The sequence below is a fragment of the Streptosporangium sp. NPDC048886 genome, assembly GCF_055586905.1.
The window spans coordinates 20,558-35,602 of the sequence record NZ_JBVJHH010000040.1 but is presented as its reverse complement, the minus strand read 5'-3'; the positions used below and the strand labels follow the sequence as shown (position 1 = coordinate 35,602).

The 15,045-nt window shown below is 71.7% G+C and carries 16 protein-coding genes; 6 read left to right on the top strand and 10 right to left on the bottom strand.

Translation table 11 applies throughout. From position 1 onward, the window contains the following. Positions 1-73: 73 nt before the first annotated feature. Together ACZ6R6_RS37590 and ACZ6R6_RS37585 are read right to left on the bottom strand one after the other, a co-directional pair. Positions 74-1,249 carry an acyl-CoA dehydrogenase family protein gene (locus ACZ6R6_RS37590; protein WP_470101617.1) on the bottom strand — a complete coding sequence of 392 codons (1,176 nt, stop codon included), beginning with the start codon at positions 1,247-1,249 and terminating at the stop codon, positions 74-76. A 44-nt stretch (positions 1,250-1,293) separates the two neighbouring features. Beyond that, positions 1,294-2,508 (bottom strand): acyl-CoA dehydrogenase family protein, encoded by a 1,215-nt coding sequence (locus tag ACZ6R6_RS37585; RefSeq protein ID WP_470101615.1) that lies wholly within the window; start codon positions 2,506-2,508, stop codon positions 1,294-1,296. 182 nt (positions 2,509-2,690) lie between these two features. On the opposite strand from ACZ6R6_RS37585, the gene ACZ6R6_RS37580 reads away from it, so the two are divergent. Beyond that, positions 2,691-3,272, top strand: coding sequence for a GNAT family N-acetyltransferase (locus tag ACZ6R6_RS37580; protein WP_470101613.1), 582 nt, complete (start codon positions 2,691-2,693; stop codon positions 3,270-3,272). 24 nt (positions 3,273-3,296) lie between these two features. Here the strand turns inward: ACZ6R6_RS37580 and ACZ6R6_RS37575 are convergent, their stop codons facing one another. Further along, positions 3,297-3,869, bottom strand: a complete 573-nt coding sequence (locus ACZ6R6_RS37575; RefSeq protein ID WP_470101611.1) for a TetR/AcrR family transcriptional regulator — start codon at positions 3,867-3,869, stop codon at positions 3,297-3,299. 73 nt (positions 3,870-3,942) lie between these two features. Here ACZ6R6_RS37575 and ACZ6R6_RS37570 point away from each other — a divergent pair, with 73 nt between their 5' ends. Next, complete coding sequence (locus ACZ6R6_RS37570) at positions 3,943-5,097, top strand: FAD-dependent oxidoreductase (protein WP_470101609.1); 1,155 nt, start codon at positions 3,943-3,945, stop codon at positions 5,095-5,097. Here ACZ6R6_RS37570 and ACZ6R6_RS37565 read toward each other — a convergent pair. Together ACZ6R6_RS37565 and ACZ6R6_RS37560 are read right to left on the bottom strand one after the other, a co-directional pair. Next, positions 5,094-5,954: a DMT family transporter gene (locus ACZ6R6_RS37565; protein WP_470101607.1), complete on the bottom strand. Its 861-nt coding sequence runs from the start codon at positions 5,952-5,954 to the stop codon at positions 5,094-5,096. The two genes, ACZ6R6_RS37570 and ACZ6R6_RS37565, sit on opposite strands and share 4 nt — an antisense overlap. Before the next feature lie 185 nt (positions 5,955-6,139). Then, positions 6,140-6,577 (bottom strand): MerR family transcriptional regulator, encoded by a 438-nt coding sequence (locus ACZ6R6_RS37560; protein ID WP_470101606.1) that lies wholly within the window; start codon positions 6,575-6,577, stop codon positions 6,140-6,142. A 94-nt stretch (positions 6,578-6,671) separates the two neighbouring features. Between ACZ6R6_RS37560 and ACZ6R6_RS37555 the strand changes: the two genes are divergently transcribed. Continuing rightward, positions 6,672-7,718 carry an aldo/keto reductase gene (locus ACZ6R6_RS37555; protein ID WP_470101604.1) on the top strand — a complete coding sequence of 349 codons (1,047 nt, stop codon included), beginning with the start codon at positions 6,672-6,674 and terminating at the stop codon, positions 7,716-7,718. Between the two features lie 73 nt (positions 7,719-7,791). Here ACZ6R6_RS37555 and ACZ6R6_RS37550 read toward each other — a convergent pair whose 3' ends face one another. Further along, the gene (locus tag ACZ6R6_RS37550) at positions 7,792-8,154 is read right to left on the bottom strand and encodes a VOC family protein (protein WP_470101602.1); all 363 of its coding nucleotides are present in this window, start codon (positions 8,152-8,154) and stop codon (positions 7,792-7,794) included. 311 nt (positions 8,155-8,465) lie between these two features. Here ACZ6R6_RS37550 and ACZ6R6_RS37545 point away from each other — a divergent pair, with 311 nt between their 5' ends. Next, positions 8,466-9,359, top strand: coding sequence for a DMT family transporter (locus tag ACZ6R6_RS37545; RefSeq protein WP_470101600.1), 894 nt, complete (start codon positions 8,466-8,468; stop codon positions 9,357-9,359). Between the two features lie 197 nt (positions 9,360-9,556). Next, positions 9,557-9,964 (top strand): hypothetical protein, encoded by a 408-nt coding sequence (locus ACZ6R6_RS37540; protein ID WP_470101598.1) that lies wholly within the window; start codon positions 9,557-9,559, stop codon positions 9,962-9,964. A gap of 125 nt (positions 9,965-10,089) precedes the next feature. Here the strand turns inward: ACZ6R6_RS37540 and ACZ6R6_RS37535 are convergent, their stop codons facing one another. Further along, positions 10,090-10,881: a class II aldolase/adducin family protein gene (locus ACZ6R6_RS37535; RefSeq protein WP_470101596.1), complete on the bottom strand. Its 792-nt coding sequence runs from the start codon at positions 10,879-10,881 to the stop codon at positions 10,090-10,092. Continuing rightward, positions 10,878-12,029, bottom strand: a complete 1,152-nt coding sequence (locus tag ACZ6R6_RS37530) for a lactate 2-monooxygenase (RefSeq protein ID WP_470101595.1) — start codon at positions 12,027-12,029, stop codon at positions 10,878-10,880. Before ACZ6R6_RS37530 ends, ACZ6R6_RS37535 begins: the two co-directional genes overlap by 4 nt. 162 nt (positions 12,030-12,191) lie before the next feature. Between ACZ6R6_RS37530 and secA2 the strand changes: the two genes are divergently transcribed. Beyond that, positions 12,192-14,405, top strand: coding sequence for an accessory Sec system translocase SecA2 (gene secA2, locus ACZ6R6_RS37525; protein WP_470101593.1), 2,214 nt, complete (start codon positions 12,192-12,194; stop codon positions 14,403-14,405). Positions 14,406-14,465: 60 nt separating this feature from the next. On the opposite strand, the gene ACZ6R6_RS37520 is transcribed toward secA2, so the two are convergent. Next, positions 14,466-14,741, bottom strand: coding sequence for a type II toxin-antitoxin system RelE family toxin (locus ACZ6R6_RS37520; RefSeq protein ID WP_470101591.1), 276 nt, complete (start codon positions 14,739-14,741; stop codon positions 14,466-14,468). Then, entirely contained in the window at positions 14,738-15,016 is a 279-nt protein-coding gene (locus ACZ6R6_RS37515; RefSeq protein ID WP_470101589.1) for a type II toxin-antitoxin system Phd/YefM family antitoxin, read from the bottom strand. The genes ACZ6R6_RS37520 and ACZ6R6_RS37515 overlap by 4 nt, the downstream gene beginning before the upstream one ends. Between the last annotated feature and the right edge of the window lie 29 nt (positions 15,017-15,045).

The window sequence follows — 15,045 nt, the reverse complement described above, 5'->3', positions numbered from 1 at the left end:
CACCACGTCCAGCTCGCTCCATGTCACCGTCGCTCACCGCTCCCCGTCCGCCGCGCGGCCGCGCCGGCCCCTGTCACCGGGGCAGGTCCTTCCACGGCACGTCCTTGTCGACGCGGGGCTCGGACGGCAGGCCGAGCACCCGCTCGGCGACGATGTTGCGCAGGATCTCGGAGGTGCCGCCCTCGATCGAGTTCCCCTTGGCGCGCAGGTAGCGGTAGCCGGGGCCCCGGCCGAAGAAGTCCACGCTGTCGGAGCGGCGGAAGGTCCAGTCGTCGTAGCCGAGCCCCTCCTCCCCGCGCATCTCCACGTCGAGCCCGGACAGCGCCTGGTTGAGCGAGGCGAAGGAGAGCTTCATGCCCGAACCCTCCGGTCCGGGCTGCCCGGCCGACAGCTGCTCGCGCAGCCGCGCCCCGGCCAGCCGCGTCACCTCCGCCTCCACCCAGAGCCGCAGCAGCCGCTGGTGCAGGTCGTGGGTGCGCAGCTCGGGCCGGGACCGCCAGGTCTCGGCGACCACGCCGACCATGCCGCCGCCCCGCCGGACCGGCGCGCCGCCGATCGCCACGCGTTCGTTCATCAGCGTGGTCTGCGCGACCCGCCACCCGTCGCCGACCTCGCCGAGCCGCAGATCGTCGCCGAGCCGTACGCCGGTGAGGAAGACCTCGTTGAACTCGGCCTCCCCGGTGATCTGCCGGAGCGGCCTGACCTCGACGCCGGGGGCGTGCATGTCGCACACGAAGTAGGTGAGCCCCCGGTGCTTGGGCACGTCCGCGTCGGTCCGGGCGACCAGGATCGCCCAGCGGGCGTGGTGGGCGCCCGAGGTCCACACCTTCTGCCCGTCCACGACCCACTCGTCACCGTCGCGGACCGCCCTGGTGCCGAGCGTCGCCAGGTCCGAGCCGGCGCCGGGCTCGCTGAACAGCTGGCACCAGATCTCCTCGCCCGTCCACAGCGGGCGCAGGAACCGCCTGCGCTGCTCCTCGGTGCCGAAGGCCAGGATCGTCGGCGCGGCCATGCCCAGCCCGATCGCCTGCACGCCGGTGTCGGGCTGCGGAGTCCGTGCCAGCTCCTGTTCGACCACGTTCTGCAGCTCCCGTGGGGCGCCGAGCCCGCCGAGCCCTTCGGGGAAGTGCACCCAGGCCAGTCCCGCGTCGAACCGGGCCCGCAGGAACTCCAGCCGCCGCCCGGGGTCGTGCCCGGCGGCCAGGAACGCCGCGGCGCGCTCCCTGATCGTCTTGTCGTCCAACGCCACGAACGTTCCCTTCGTCACAGGTGTGGGGGCGGGGATCCCCGGCTTCAGCCGCGGGGAGTCATGTGCTTTTTGAGCTCGCGGTAGGCGAGGGAGCGCTTGTGCACCTCGTCGGGCCCGTCGGCGATTCTCAGGGACCGCGCGCCCGCCCAGAGGGCGGCCAGCGGGAAGTCCTGGCTGACGCCTCCGGCGCCGTGGGCCTGGATGGCCTTGTCCAGGATCCACTCCACCTCCCGCGGAGTGGCGATCTTGATGGCCTGGATCTCGGTGTGGGCGCCGCGGTTGCCGACGGTGTCCATCAGCCAGGCGGTCTTCAGCACGAGCAGGCGGAGCTGCTCGATCTTCACCCTCGACTCGGCGATCCAGTCCTGGACGACCCCCTGCTGGGCGATCGGCCCGCCGAACGCGGTCCGCGACAGGGTCCGCGCGCACATCAGCTCGACGGCCCGCTCGGCCATGCCGATCAGCCGCATGCAGTGGTGGATCCGGCCCGGCCCGAGACGCGCCTGGGCGATCGCGAAGCCGCCGCCCTCCTCGCCGATCAGGTTGTCCACCGGCACCCTGACGTCGTCGAAGGCGATCTCGGCGTGGCCGCCGTGGTCGGCGTCGGAGTAGCCGAACACGTGCATGCCCCGCCTGATGTCCAGCCCGGGGGTGTCACGCGGCACCAGGACCATGGACTGCTGCCGGTGGGAGGATGCCTCCGGGTCGGTCTTCCCCATCACGATGAGGATCCTGCAGGCCGGGTTCATCGCCCCGGAGGCGAACCACTTGCGGCCGTTGATCACGTATTCGGAGCCGTCCCGGGCGATCGACAGCGCGATGTTCGTGGCGTCCGACGACGCGGTGTCCGGCTCGGTCATCGCGAACGCCGACCGGATCTCCCCGCGCAGCAGCGGCTCCAGCCACTCCTTGCGCTGCCACTCGTCGCCGAACATGGACAGCACTTCCATGTTGCCGGTGTCGGGAGCGGCGCAGTTGGTCGCGGTGGGGGCGAGGCGGGGCGAGCGCCCCATGATCTCGGCCAGCGGGGCGTACTGCAGGTTGGTCAGCCCGGCGCCGTGCTCACCCGGCAGGAACAGGTTCCACAACCCCCGCCCGCGCGCCTCCTGCTTGAGATCCTCCATCAGCGGGGGGACGGCCCAGCCGCTCCCGGCGGCCTGGGCCTCGAACGCCTCCTCCGCCGGGTAGACGCACTCATCCATGAAGTCGAGCAGCCGCCCCCGCAGCTCCTCGGTCGTGGCGTCGAACGCGAAATCCATGGGCTCTCCTCACGGTCTCCCAGGAGCGTACCGACCGGACGGTATGGATGTCGACACGCCTCCCGGCGCACCCCGCCCGCGAGACGGGGCCGGCCACCGCGCCGGCCTGCGAAGTGGTCGCCGGGGACACGCCCCCGAGTGGACCTTCTGGCGGCTCCGCCGACCGGCCTACAGTCACCTCCATGACCGCGCACATGCCCGATCCCGTCACCCTCGAAGACGACGTCGTACGGCTCGAACCGCTGACCCTCGCCCACGTCCCCGACCTGTTCCTGGCCTCCGGCGGCGACGAGGAGGTGTGGCGCTGGCTCTCGCCCCCCGCACCGCGCAGCGAGGAGGAGCTGGAGAGCGTCGCGGAGCGGTTGATCGGCGACCGGGAGCACGTGCCGTTCGCGGTGATCCTCAAGGAGACCGGTCGCGCGGTCGGCTGGACCACCTACATCGACACTCCGGGATACGCCGACAGCATCGAGATCGGCTGGACCTGGTACGGCAGGGCCGTGTGGCGCTCGGCCGTCAACACCGCCTGCAAGATCCTGCTGATCGACCACGCCTTCGACAAGCTCCGGGTGAACCGCGTCCAGCTCAAGACCGACATCCTCAACACCCGTTCCCAGGCGGCGATCCAGCGCATCGGCGGCCTGCACGAGGGTGTCCTGCGCCGCCAGCGCCGCCGCCCGGACGGCACCTGGCGCGACACAACCTACTTCAGCATCCTCGACGACGAGTGGCCCGCCCACCGCGCCCGCCTGCTGGCGCGGTGACGGCCGGGCAGCCGGCACCGGAGGTCACCCCAGCATCCCCTTCAGCAGCTCCCGGACCCCGAGGCGCAGATCGTCCAGGGTCGGCTCCGCCCCGGCTCCGATGATGGCGTCGAACATCACACCCTCGCCGTAGGCGACCATCTGGCGGCCGTGCCGTACCGGATCCGACGACCCCGCCGCGGTGAGGATCGCCACCGCGGGGTCACGGAAACGGCTCCCCACCTGGTCATAGACCTTGCGGAGCTCGGGGCGGCGGGTGGCCTCCAGGGCCAGCTCGTAGCGGGCGACCGTCCGGCGGCGGTCGACGGTCAGCTGCGTCCACAGCACCCGGGCCGTCACCTCGGCGAGCGCGTCCAGCGCGCCCAGGCCGTCCGACGCGGCGGCGAAGATCTCCCCGAACGCGGCGACCTCCAGCTCGGCGAGCCGCTCAAGGGCCAGCTTCAGCAGCGCCGAGCGGGTGCGGGCGAGGTTGGAGGTCGACCCCGGCGGCAGCCCGGCCGCCTCGTCCGCCGCCCGATGGGTCAGGCCGCGCATGCCCCGCTCGGCGAGCAGGGTGATGGCGGCCTCCGCGACGGATTCGGCACGCTGAGACTTCACCCCGCGATACTACATTTGTAGTTGAACTACAGGCGTAGTAACGTCCACTACATCCGTAGTGAGGGAGCAGGTAATGGCGCGTGCAGCGGTGATCGGGGCGGGGATCGGCGGCCTGACGGCGGCGGTGGCACTGCAGCGGCGAGGCTGGGAGGTGACGGTGTTCGAGCGGGCGCCGTCCCTGGAGCCGGTCGGCTCCGGGCTGGCCGTCGCCGCCAACGCGCTCAAGGCACTGGACACGATCGGCGTCGGCGACGAGATCCGCGAGCTGTCGGCGGTCCGGGGCGAGGGCGGCGTACGGCGCGCGGACGGCCGATGGCTGATCAGGACCACCAACGAGGCCACCACCGCCCGGTACGGCGGCGACTCCGTGGTGCTGCTGCGCCGCGCCGACCTGGTGGACGCGCTCTCGGCACGCCTCGCCCCCGGCACGGTCCGGCTGAGCAGCACCGTGAAGGAGGTGGACCCGGAGACCGGCCGGGTGACCGTCGGGACCGGAGCCGCGAGCGAGGTGGTGGAGGCCGAGCTGGTGGTGGCCGCCGACGGCATCCACTCCCCCACCAGGGCCGCGCTGTTCCCCGGCCACCCCGGCCCGCGCTACTCCGGGACCACGAGCTGGCGGGTGCTCGTCCCCTGCGGGAGCGTCCCGGACCAGACCTCGGAGAGCTGGGGCGACGGCAAGGTCTTCGGGGTCATGCCGCTGGCCGGAGGGCTGGTCTACTGCTACGCCACCGACACGGTCCCGGCCGGCGGAGGCGACGGCGGCGACCAGCGGGCCGAGCTGCTGCGCCTGTTCGGAGGGTGGCACGACCCGATCCCGGCGCTGCTCGCCGCCGCCGCACCGCAGAACGTGCTCAGGAACGACGTGCACCATCTCGCCACCCCGCTGCCCGCCATGCACAGGGGCAGGGTGGTGCTGCTGGGCGACGCCGCCCACCCCATGACGCCCAACCTGGGGCAGGGCGCCTGCCAGGCGATCGAGGACGCGGTCGTGCTGGCCCACCTCGCGGACCGGGGCGCCGCCGGACCGGCCGGCTACACCGCCGCGCGGCTGGAGCGGACCTCCGGGATCGTGGCCCGGTCCGCGTCGATCTGCCGCGCCACCCAGATCCGCAACCCGCTCGCCGTACGGCTGCGCGACATGACGATCGCGCTCGCCTGGCGGCTGGCCCCGGGCCGGATGACCGTCGCGATGGACGAGGTGATGAGCTGGACCCCGCCCGCGCCCTAGGACGGGAGCGAGGCCGTCTCCCGGGTGGAGGCGTGGGTGCCGTGGTCCGGAGACAGCCGGCCCAGCGTGATGGTCCCCCAGACCAGCAGCGCGGCGGCGAAGAGCGCGGGGATCACGTTCGACAGGCCGGTCGGCATCGCCTCGTCGAGCAGGAGCGCCCCGGCCGTGATCGAGGTGATGGGGTCGACCACCTGCACCGTCGCGTAGGCGATGCCGAAGTAGCCCACCGCGTAGGACTTCTGCAGCAGCACCACCGCGCAGATCAGCAGCACGGGGATCGCGACCGTGAACCAGCTCAGCAGGTTGCTCAGGTCGCCGTTGAGGTTACCGCCCACCACCCGGACGAAGGTGGACACGCTGGCCGTCACCACACCGGCGCCGATCGACAGCAGCAGCGCCTTGGCCGAGCCCCCCGCCTTCCGCGCGGCCAGGTGCGCCAGCAGCACGACCAGCCCGACGCAGCCGAGGAAGCCGAACGCCTCCCGGTCCGTCATGTGCGGCGTCACGGCGTGCGCGGGGACGAGCAGCATCAGGCCGAGCAGGCCGACGGCCACCGCGACCGACCCGATGATCTCAGCCCGGTGCGGCCGCCTGCCGTGCAGCATCGCGGCCAGCGGCACGGCGAACACCAGCGTCGCCACGCTGATCGGCTGCACCGCGACCAGCGGCGCGAAGCTGAGCGCGACGGCGTGCAGGGACGCCCCGGCGAACCCGATCACACCGCCTATCCACCACCGGGGCCGCCTCATCAGCTTGAGCGAGGCCCCCTCGGAGACCGCCTCGAACTGCTGGAGCGCCGCGCCCAGCGCGTAGCCCAGCGCGCCGACCAGGGCGATCGTCATCCCGACCCAAGTCATCGCCACCCACCAGGGATGATCGGGCATACGTAAAGAAACGGCACTTGGGTCATCCCGCAAGCTTAGAGCGCCCGGCGAGTGGGTAACGGGCCGCCCAAGCCAGATCCAGGGTCCTTTCAGGGGTGGAAGGCGTCTCCTTCGGACCACCCTCCGGCCGCCCGGCGCGGCGACGGCGGCCTCATCGCCTACGGCACGCCGCACACATGCTCGGCGGGACCGGGTCCGAGGCGGTCTCCGCACGCCTCGGAGCCGAGGTGGTCCTCGTACACCCCGACCTTGAAGGTGATCAGGTCCAGGCACCGGGTCAGTTCGCCGATCTGGGCGATCACGCGCTCCCGGTGCCGGCGCAGCAGCGCGAGCCGCTCGGCCTCGGTGCCGGATCCCTGCCGGACGAGGTCGGTGTACTGGCGGATCGCGGGGAGGGGCATGCCGGAGGCGCGGAGGATGACGCACAGCCGCAGCCACTCCACGTCGCTCTCGGCGTAACGGCGCCGCCCGCCGGGTCCCCGTCGCACGGGACTGGCCAGGATGCCTTCGTGTTCGTAGAAGCGCAGCGTGTGCACACTCAGGCCGGTGCGTTCGGCGACCTGTCCGATGCTCAGATCCGGTGCGGCCTCAGGCATGCCCCACAGACTAGAGGTTGCCCTAGAGCCGACTCTAGAACCTAGAGTACGCCGCGTGATCACCCCCATCCACGACTGCTGAGGGAGCATGACCATGCGCTACCGCGTCCTCGGCGGCACCGGCATCGAAGTGAGCGTCCACTGCCTGGGCGCCATGATGTTCGGCGCCGCGGGCAACCCCGACCACGACGAATGCGTCCGCGTCATCCACACCGCCCTCGACCGGGGGATCAACTTCGTCGACACCGCGGACATGTACTCGGCGGGCGAGTCAGAGGAGATCGTGGGAAAGGCGCTGCGCGGCCACCGCGACGACGTCGTGCTCGCCACCAAGGTGCACTTCCCGATGGGCGAGGGCCCGAACCGCGGCGGCAACTCCCGGCGCTGGATCGTCAAAGAGGTCGAGGAGAGCCTCAGGCGCCTGCGGACCGACTGGATCGACCTCTACCAGATCCACCGCCCCGACCACACGACCGACATCGAGGAGACGCTCTCCACGCTGAGCGATCTCGTGCGCCAGGGCAAGATCCGCGCCTTCGGCTGCTCCACGTTCCCGGCTGAGGAGATCGTCGAGGCGCATCACGTCGCCGAGCGCCGCGGCCTGATGCGCTTCAGGACCGAGCAGCCGCCGTATTCGCTGCTGGCCCGGGGGATCGAGACCTCCGTGCTGCCGGTCTGCCGGCGGTTGGGGATGGGGGTGCTGACCTGGAGCCCGCTGGCCTCGGGCTTCCTGACCGGCAGGTACCGCAAGGGGCGGCCCGTCGATCTCACCACCGGCCGCGCGGCGCTGACGCCGGCGCGCTTCGATCCCTCGCTCCCCGTGAACGTCGCCAAGCTGGACATCGTCGAACGGCTCGTCGAGGTCGCGGACGGCATCGGCTGCTCGCTGCCCGAACTGGCCGTGGCCTTCACCGTGGCGCATCCCGCCGTCACCTCGGTGATCATAGGACCGCGGACGATGGACCAGTTGGAGTCGCTGCTGAAGGGCGCCTCGCTCACCCTCGACGACGCGACCCTCGACCGGATCGACGAGATCGTTCCCCCCGGGACCAACGCCTACCACCCGGACGGCTCCTGGCGCTCGCCGGCGCTGGACGCCGCCGCCCGCCGCCGCCCGCCCGCCGACCGTTCCGCGGCCTAGCCGTACGGCGAGGCCGCGTGGAGCGGCCCCGGCCGCTCCACGGTCGTCCGCCTCCCGCGACGCGGCGGAAGAGCTAGCTCCGGGGCGGGCAGACGCAGAACAGATGCCCCTCGGGGTCGGCGAGCACGACCCAGCCCCCCTCGCCGGGCTGGAAGTCGGGCTTGGTGGCCCCGAGCTCCAGATAGTCCTGGACCGCCTTGTCCAGGTCGGGGACCCGGACATCGAGGTGGAACTGCTTGTCGGGGCCCGGCCAGGCGGCCGGCCTGCGGTCGGTGTTCTGCTGGAAGTAGATGCTCGTCGTGCCGTCGCCGATGCCGGCGTAGGTGTCCTCGGCGTACTGGACCTCGTAGCCGAGGACCGCCGCGTAGAACTCCGCGAGCCGCTTGGGCTCGGCGCAGTCGATGGTCACGGCGATGAGTTGTGCGGTCGTCGTCATGGTCCCCATCGTGGCGCCCATACCTGACAGGTGACGTCAGGTTCATCGGCGGACATCGGAACGGCCCCGCCGAACCGCCCGAAAGCCCCTCCCCCGCCGTCGCGCGGGCCCGCCGTACCGGCGGATAACCACTGGTCGCCACGGCCGCAGCCCCGTTATGGTCGTCCCGTGACGACGCTCATCATGTCCCCGCCCGCCGCCCGATAGCGGGCGGTCCTCTCTCCTGACAACCGGATCCGGGTGGTCCGGTGGGTGGCTGACGCCCGCATACGTGCGGCCTGACGACAACCACCTCATCTGGAGAGATCTCCATGACGCATGTCTCCGTGCAGCGGGGCCTGCTGTACGTATCGATCGCGGCGACCGCCTGGGGCACCGGGGGCGCCGCCGGCGCGCTGCTCCACCAGACGGGCGGCCTCGGCCCCGTCTCCGTCTCGTTCTGGCGCTTCGCCTCCGGCGCGGTGATGCTCCTGCTGGCCTCGCGCCTGTTCGGCCTCGGGCGCCCGGGCGGTCTCGGTCGGACCGTGGTCACGGGTGTGGCGATGGCCGTCTACCAGACGGCCTACTTCGCGGCGATCGCCGCGTCCGGCCTGGCCGTGGCGACCGTGATCACGATAGGCGCCACACCGGTCCTCGTGGCCGCCGGCGCGCGCGTGCTGCTGGGCGAGCGGCTGGGCTCGGCGGGGCTCGGCGCGGTGGCGACCGCCCTGACCGGCCTGGCCATGCTGACCCTCGACGGCGGGTCGGCCACCTTCTCGATGGCCGGCGTCGGCTGGGCGCTGCTCTCGGCGGCCGGCTACGCGGGCGTGACCCTGCTCAACCGCGCCTCCACCGACGGCCCCTACGCCACCGCCATGGGCGGCTTCGTCGTCGGGGGCCTGTGCCTGCTCCCCCTCGCGCTGGCGCAGGGTCTGCCGCCGCAGGGCGACCTGCTCGCCTCGTCGGTGATCATCGCCTATCTCGGCGCGGTCCCGACGGCCCTGGCCTACGGTCTCTTCTTCGCCGGTCTGGCCGCGGTGCGGGCCACGACGGCCGCCGTGATCAGCCTCGTGGAGCCGGTCGGCGCGGCGGTCATCGGGGTGCTCCTGCTCGGCGAGCGGCTCACCCCGCAGGCCGTCGCGGGCGCGGTCCTGCTGCTCGTCTCCGTCGGCCTGCTCACCTTCGGCGAGAAGCGCGGGACCGTTGACCCGGCCGGCACATTATAACAGCGAATTCACGGTTTTCCTTTTGTCGAAGAAATAAACCAAACGGCAGGAGGGAAATCAGGCCATCCATGTTTGGTCCAAGAGAAAGACAACAATCAAATAATCGCTTTTTTTCCTGACAATTTCGCTCATATCGTGACATAGAGACCAGGCCGCCGGACGGTCTCCGCCGGCGGCCCGATCAGAAAGGAGACGCCATGAACGACAGACGGCGCCTGATGCTGATCAGCTCGGCACTTCTCACGGCCTCCGTCCTCGGAGCGGGCGCGATCTCCCCGTTCTCCGCCGCCCCCGCCTCCGCGCAGGCGGTCATGGCGGGCGTCCCGCAGGTCGCGGTCCCGCCCCCGGAACCGACCACCACCCCGACCACGGCACCGACCACGGCGCCGACGACGGAGCCGACCACGGAACCGACCGGGCAGCCGCCCGCCGGGGAGAAGCCCGAGGCGTACTGGGAGGCCTACCGCAAGGGCTTCTTCGAGGCCGGCAACGACTGCGGCAAGGGGAAGAGCTTCACCTACGACGGATCAGCCGACTGGGACAGAAAGGGCTGGGTGGACGGATACAACGCCGGTCACATCGCCTTCTGTGAGAACGTCGACTGAATCCCCCTCGCCGTCCGTAAAGGCGGCCGGAGAAACGCCGGGCCCGGAGCTCCAGGCTCCGTCCCCGGCCCCGTGTCCGGGGCCAGGGACGGAGCCGGAGTAAGGAGCCGGCGAAAACCGGCGGATCAGCCGAACATGTCGGGCTCTGCGGCGGTGATCTGGTCGTGAAGGGGCTGGAAGTTGATCCAGCCGACCAGGTCGTTGCCGATCTGGCCGTGGGTGAGCTTGGCGTTCTCATGGTCGATCGGCACCGTCGGCCCGGCGGCCTTGGCCAGGAGCTGGGCCTGGCACGAGCGCTCCATCGTGATGAACCACCAGGCGGCGGCGTCCACGGTGTCGCCGACGGTGAGCAGGCCGTGGTTGCGCAGGATGACAGCCTTGTAGGAGCCGAGCGCCCGGGCGATGCGACGGCCCTCCTCCGTCTCCACGACCACGCCGGTGTAGTCGTCGAACAGCCCGTGGTCCTCGTAGAACGCGCACGCGTCCTGGGTCAGCGGCTCCAGGAGGCCGCCCAGCGACGACAGCGCCTTGCCGTACACCGAGTGGCTGTGCGCGGCGGCGACCGCGTCGGGCCTGGCCTGGTGGACCATCGCGTGGATCGCGAACGCGGCCTGGTTGACGTGGTAGCGCCCCTCGACGACCTGGCCCTCGTGGTTGACGAGGATGAGGTCGCTGACCTTGATGTGCTTGAAGGACATGCCGAACGGGTTCACCCAGAAGTGGTCGGTGTGCTCGGGGTCCCGGGCGGTGATGTGCCCGGCCACGCCCTCCTCGAAGCCGAACCGGCCGAACAGCCGTAGCGCGGCCACCAGGCGCTCCTGGCGGTGGCGGCGTTCCTCCTCCACGGTCTCGAACTTCTGCGGCAGCCGGAAGGTGAGCTGGTCGGTGGGGATCGGCTGCAGGTCGGACAGGCTCATCGTGCCTCCAGGGCGGACGGGTCGAGGTCGGCGGGCGTGCGGTGGCCCGCCAGCCCGAGGGTGAGGTCGAGGTCGGCGAGCAGGCTCCGCACCACGTGGCGGACGCCCTCCTCGCCGCCCACCGCCAGACCCCAGACGTACGGCCGGCCCAGCAGCACGGCGCGCGCGCCGAGGGCGAGCGCCTTGAGGACGTCGGATCCGGTGCGGATCCCCGAGTCGAACAGCACAGTCAGCCGCTCGCCCACGGCGGCGGCGACGGCGGGGAGCGCGTCCAGCGAGGCCATGGCGCCGTCGACCTGCCTGCCGCCGTGGTTGGAGACGACGACGCCGTCCATCCCGGCGTCGGCCGCGCGCAGGGCGTCGTCCACGTGCTGGACGCCCTTCAGGACGATCGGCCCGTCCCAGTTGTCGCGGAGCAGGGAGAGCCGGTCCCAGGTGTGGGAGCGGCCGTGGAACATCGGCGCCCACCGCAGGATCGCCGCGTTCAGGTCCTCCTCGACCGGGCGTTCCAGCCGGGACCTGAAGACCGGGTCCGACAGCGGGATCGCCAGGCCGGTGCCGCGCAGGAACGGCAGGTAGGCGTGGTCGAGGTCGGTGGGCCGCCAGGCCAGGGTCCAGGTGTCGAGGGTGACGACCAGGGCGTCGTAGCCGCTCTTGGCCGCCCGGTCGAGCAGGCTGAGCGTGACCTCGTCGTCGTGCGGCCAGTAGAGCTGGTACCACCGGGGCCCGCCGGCCTCGGCGACCTCTTCGAGGGTGTGGGAGGAGGCGGTGCTCAGCACGGCGGGGACGCCGAGCGAGGCGGCGGCCCTGGCGGTCGCGAGCTCGCCGTGCGGGTGCACGATCGACTGCACGCCGATCGGGGCGAGCGCGACGGGCGCCGGGTAGGTCCTGCCGAACAGCTCCGTGCTCAGGTCCCTGACCGAGACGTCGCGCAGCATCCTGGGCACGATCCGCCACCGGTCGAACGCCTCGCGGTTGGCCCGCTCGGTCGCCCCCGTCCCCGCCGAACCGGCCACATACCCGTAGGGCTCGGCCGCGAGATGTCGCCTGGCGGCCTGTTCGAGCCCGGCGACGTCCGTCGGGTACGGCGGGCGCAGGCCGGCCAGCCCGTTGAGGTAGATCTCGTACTGGTAGTCAGAGAAGGCCACAGCCCCAGCCTGTTCTGCTCCGCGCCGCATGTCCATATTCAGACCGAATCCGGCGCACCGGGTGCGGCTTGCCCATCAGTCCCTCGGGACGGATGATCCATCAGGTCGGTACGGTGGTCCGACAGCGGGAACGTGGTCCCGGAAACGGGCGTTGGAGGGAACGTGGCCTCGATAACTCAGCTCATCAGGCGTTTCCTGGAGCGTCCCGGTTCGATCGACCTGGTGCCCTTCGAGCGGACCGTGGCGTCCGCCGGGGCCCGGGAGGAGCGGATCAAGGGGCTCGCCGAGCTGCCGGAGCCCTCGGTGGACGACCTGGCCGAGTTCTGCGCGATCGTGCGCGAGGCCGCGCGCCGCACGCTGGGCCTGCGCCCCTACGACGTGCAGCTCGTGGGCATGCTCGCCATGCTGTCGGGCAACGTCGCCGAGATGGCCACCGGCGAGGGCAAGACCCTGTCCGGGGCCATGGCCGCCGCCGGATACGCCCTCCAGGGCAAGCGGGTGCACGTGATCTCGGTCAACGACTACCTGGCGCAGCGCGACGCCGAGTGGATGGGCCCGCTGTACGAGTCGCTGGGCGTGTCGGTCGGCTGGATCGCCGAGTCCTCCACCCCGCAGGAGCGCCGGGCCGCCTACGCCAAGGACGTGACGTACGGGTCGGTCAGCGAGATCGGCTTCGACGTGCTCCGCGACCGGACCCGCACCGACGTGGCCGAGCTGGTCGTGCCCGAGCCGGGCGTGGCGCTGGTGGACGAGGCCGACTCGGTGCTGGTCGACGAGGCCAGGGTGCCGCTGGTGCTGGCCGGGGCCGCCGACCCGGGCGGCGCCGTGCCGGAGATGGCCGCGCTGGTCCGCCAGCTGGTCAAGGGATACCACTACGAGCTCGACGACCAGGCGCGCAACGTCCACCTGACCGGCAAGGGCATCGACACCGTCGAGCAGGCGCTGGGCCTGACCCTCTACGACGACGCCGCCACGCTGACCGAGGTCAACCTCGCCCTGCACGCGCACGCCCTGCTGACCAAGGACGTCGACTACATCGTGCGCGACGGCAGGGTCCACCTGATCAACCCCTCCCGGGGCCGGGTGGCGCTGCTGCAGCGCTGGCCGGACGGCCTGCAAGCCGCGGTCGAGGCCAAGGAGGCGCTGTCCCCCTCGGAGACCGGCGAGATCCTCGACTCGATCACCGTCCAGGGCCTGATCACCCGCTACCCCGAGAGGTGCGGCATGACCGGCACGGCGGTCGCGGTCGGCGACCAGCTCCGCGAGTTCTACGACCTCAAGGTGGCCGTGGTCCCGTCCAACCGGCCGTGCGTGCGGTCCGACGCGCCCGACCGGCTCTTCGAGTACGCGATGGACAAGGACCGCGCACTGGTCGAGGAGATCGTCGAGGTGCACGCGACCGGGCGGCCGATCCTGATCGGCACCCTGGACGTGGCCGAGTCCGAGCGGCTCTCCCTGACGCTGAGCGGACGCGGCCTGGAGTGCGTGGTCCTCAACGCCAAGAACGACGCCGAGGAGGCGTCGATCATCGCCAGGGCCGGGGAGCGCGGCGCGATCACGGTCTCCACCCAGATGGCCGGGCGCGGCACCGACATCCGCCTGGGCGAGGGCGTGGACGAGCTCGGCGGGCTGTATGTCATCGGCTCCGGCCGGCACGCCAGCAGCCGCCTGGACGACCAGCTCCGCGGCCGCGCGGGCCGCCAGGGCGACCCCGGCGGCTCGGTCTTCTTCGTGAGCGGCGAGGACGATCTGATCACCCACTACGTGGCCGACGAGTACGCCAAGGGCGTGCCCGACCAGGTCCTCGTGGGCCACGCCCAGCGCGTCGCCGAGGGCGTCAACATGGAGATCCACCGCAACACCTGGCGCTACACCCGCCTCCTCGAACACCACCGGAGCCTGGTCCTCGGCCTCCGCGAGAAGGCCCTGCGCGGCCGCTCGGCCGCCGACGCGCTCGCCGGGGCCGTCCCCGAGCGGTGGGCCGAGCTGGAGGAGGAGGTCGGCGCGGAGGTGCTCCAGGAGGCCGCCCGGCAGATCGTCCTGTTCCACCTCGACCGCTGCTGGGCCGACCACCTGGCCTACCTGGGCGAGCTCCGCGAGGGCATCCACCTGCGGGCCCTGGGCCGCCTCAGCCCGATCGACGAGTTCAACAAGGAGGCCAAGCCCGCCTACGAACGCATGCTGGCCGAGATCGAGTCCCGCTCGATCGCCACCTTCGAGACCGCCCCCATCACCTCCGGGGGCCTCGACCTCGACGGCGCGGGCCTCAACCGCCCGACCGCCACCTGGACCTACCTCGTCCAGGACAACCCCTTCGGCACCGAGTGGGAGCGCATCCTCAACCGCCTGACCACCAAGGTCCGCCGCCGCCGCTGACCTCCGCCCGCCGACGGCCGGCCCACGGCCGGTCATGGCCCGGCGGAGAGGGCGCTCGGGCTAACGCGATCGGTAGGCGTCCGCCCGGTGCTGAACAGTGATCACCTGGACCACGATCCGGCCGTCGTCGATCAGGTACAGGACCCGGTAGTCCCCCCGGCGCGCGGACCATTGGGGTGCGAGGGGCTCGTCGAGGGGCTTGCCCACCCGGTGAGGATTGTCCAGCAGCGGACCGGTGATGAACTCCCAGACCGCGGGCACGACCTTCGCCGGCAGGCGTTCGGCGAGATCCTGCCTGGCGCGGCGGGTGAGGTGGAGTGCGTACCGCTCGCTCACAGGCGACCGGTCCGGCGTAGGAGGGCCTCCACCTCGGACTGGGAGTGGGTGCGTCCCGCCTCCAGATCGGCAAGCCCCTCGCGGATGGCGGCCACAGTCTCGGCGGAGGCGAGGATCTCGATCATCTCGCGCATCATCTCGTAGTCGTCCGCGGCCAGCAGCACGGCCGCGGGGACGCCGTTGCGGGTGATCTCGAACCGCTCGTGGGTGCTGACGGCGGACTCCACGATGCCCGACAGCCGGGCGCGGGCGTCGGCCAGAGGAAGAACAGTCATGTACATAATTATAGGCAACACATGGCCTC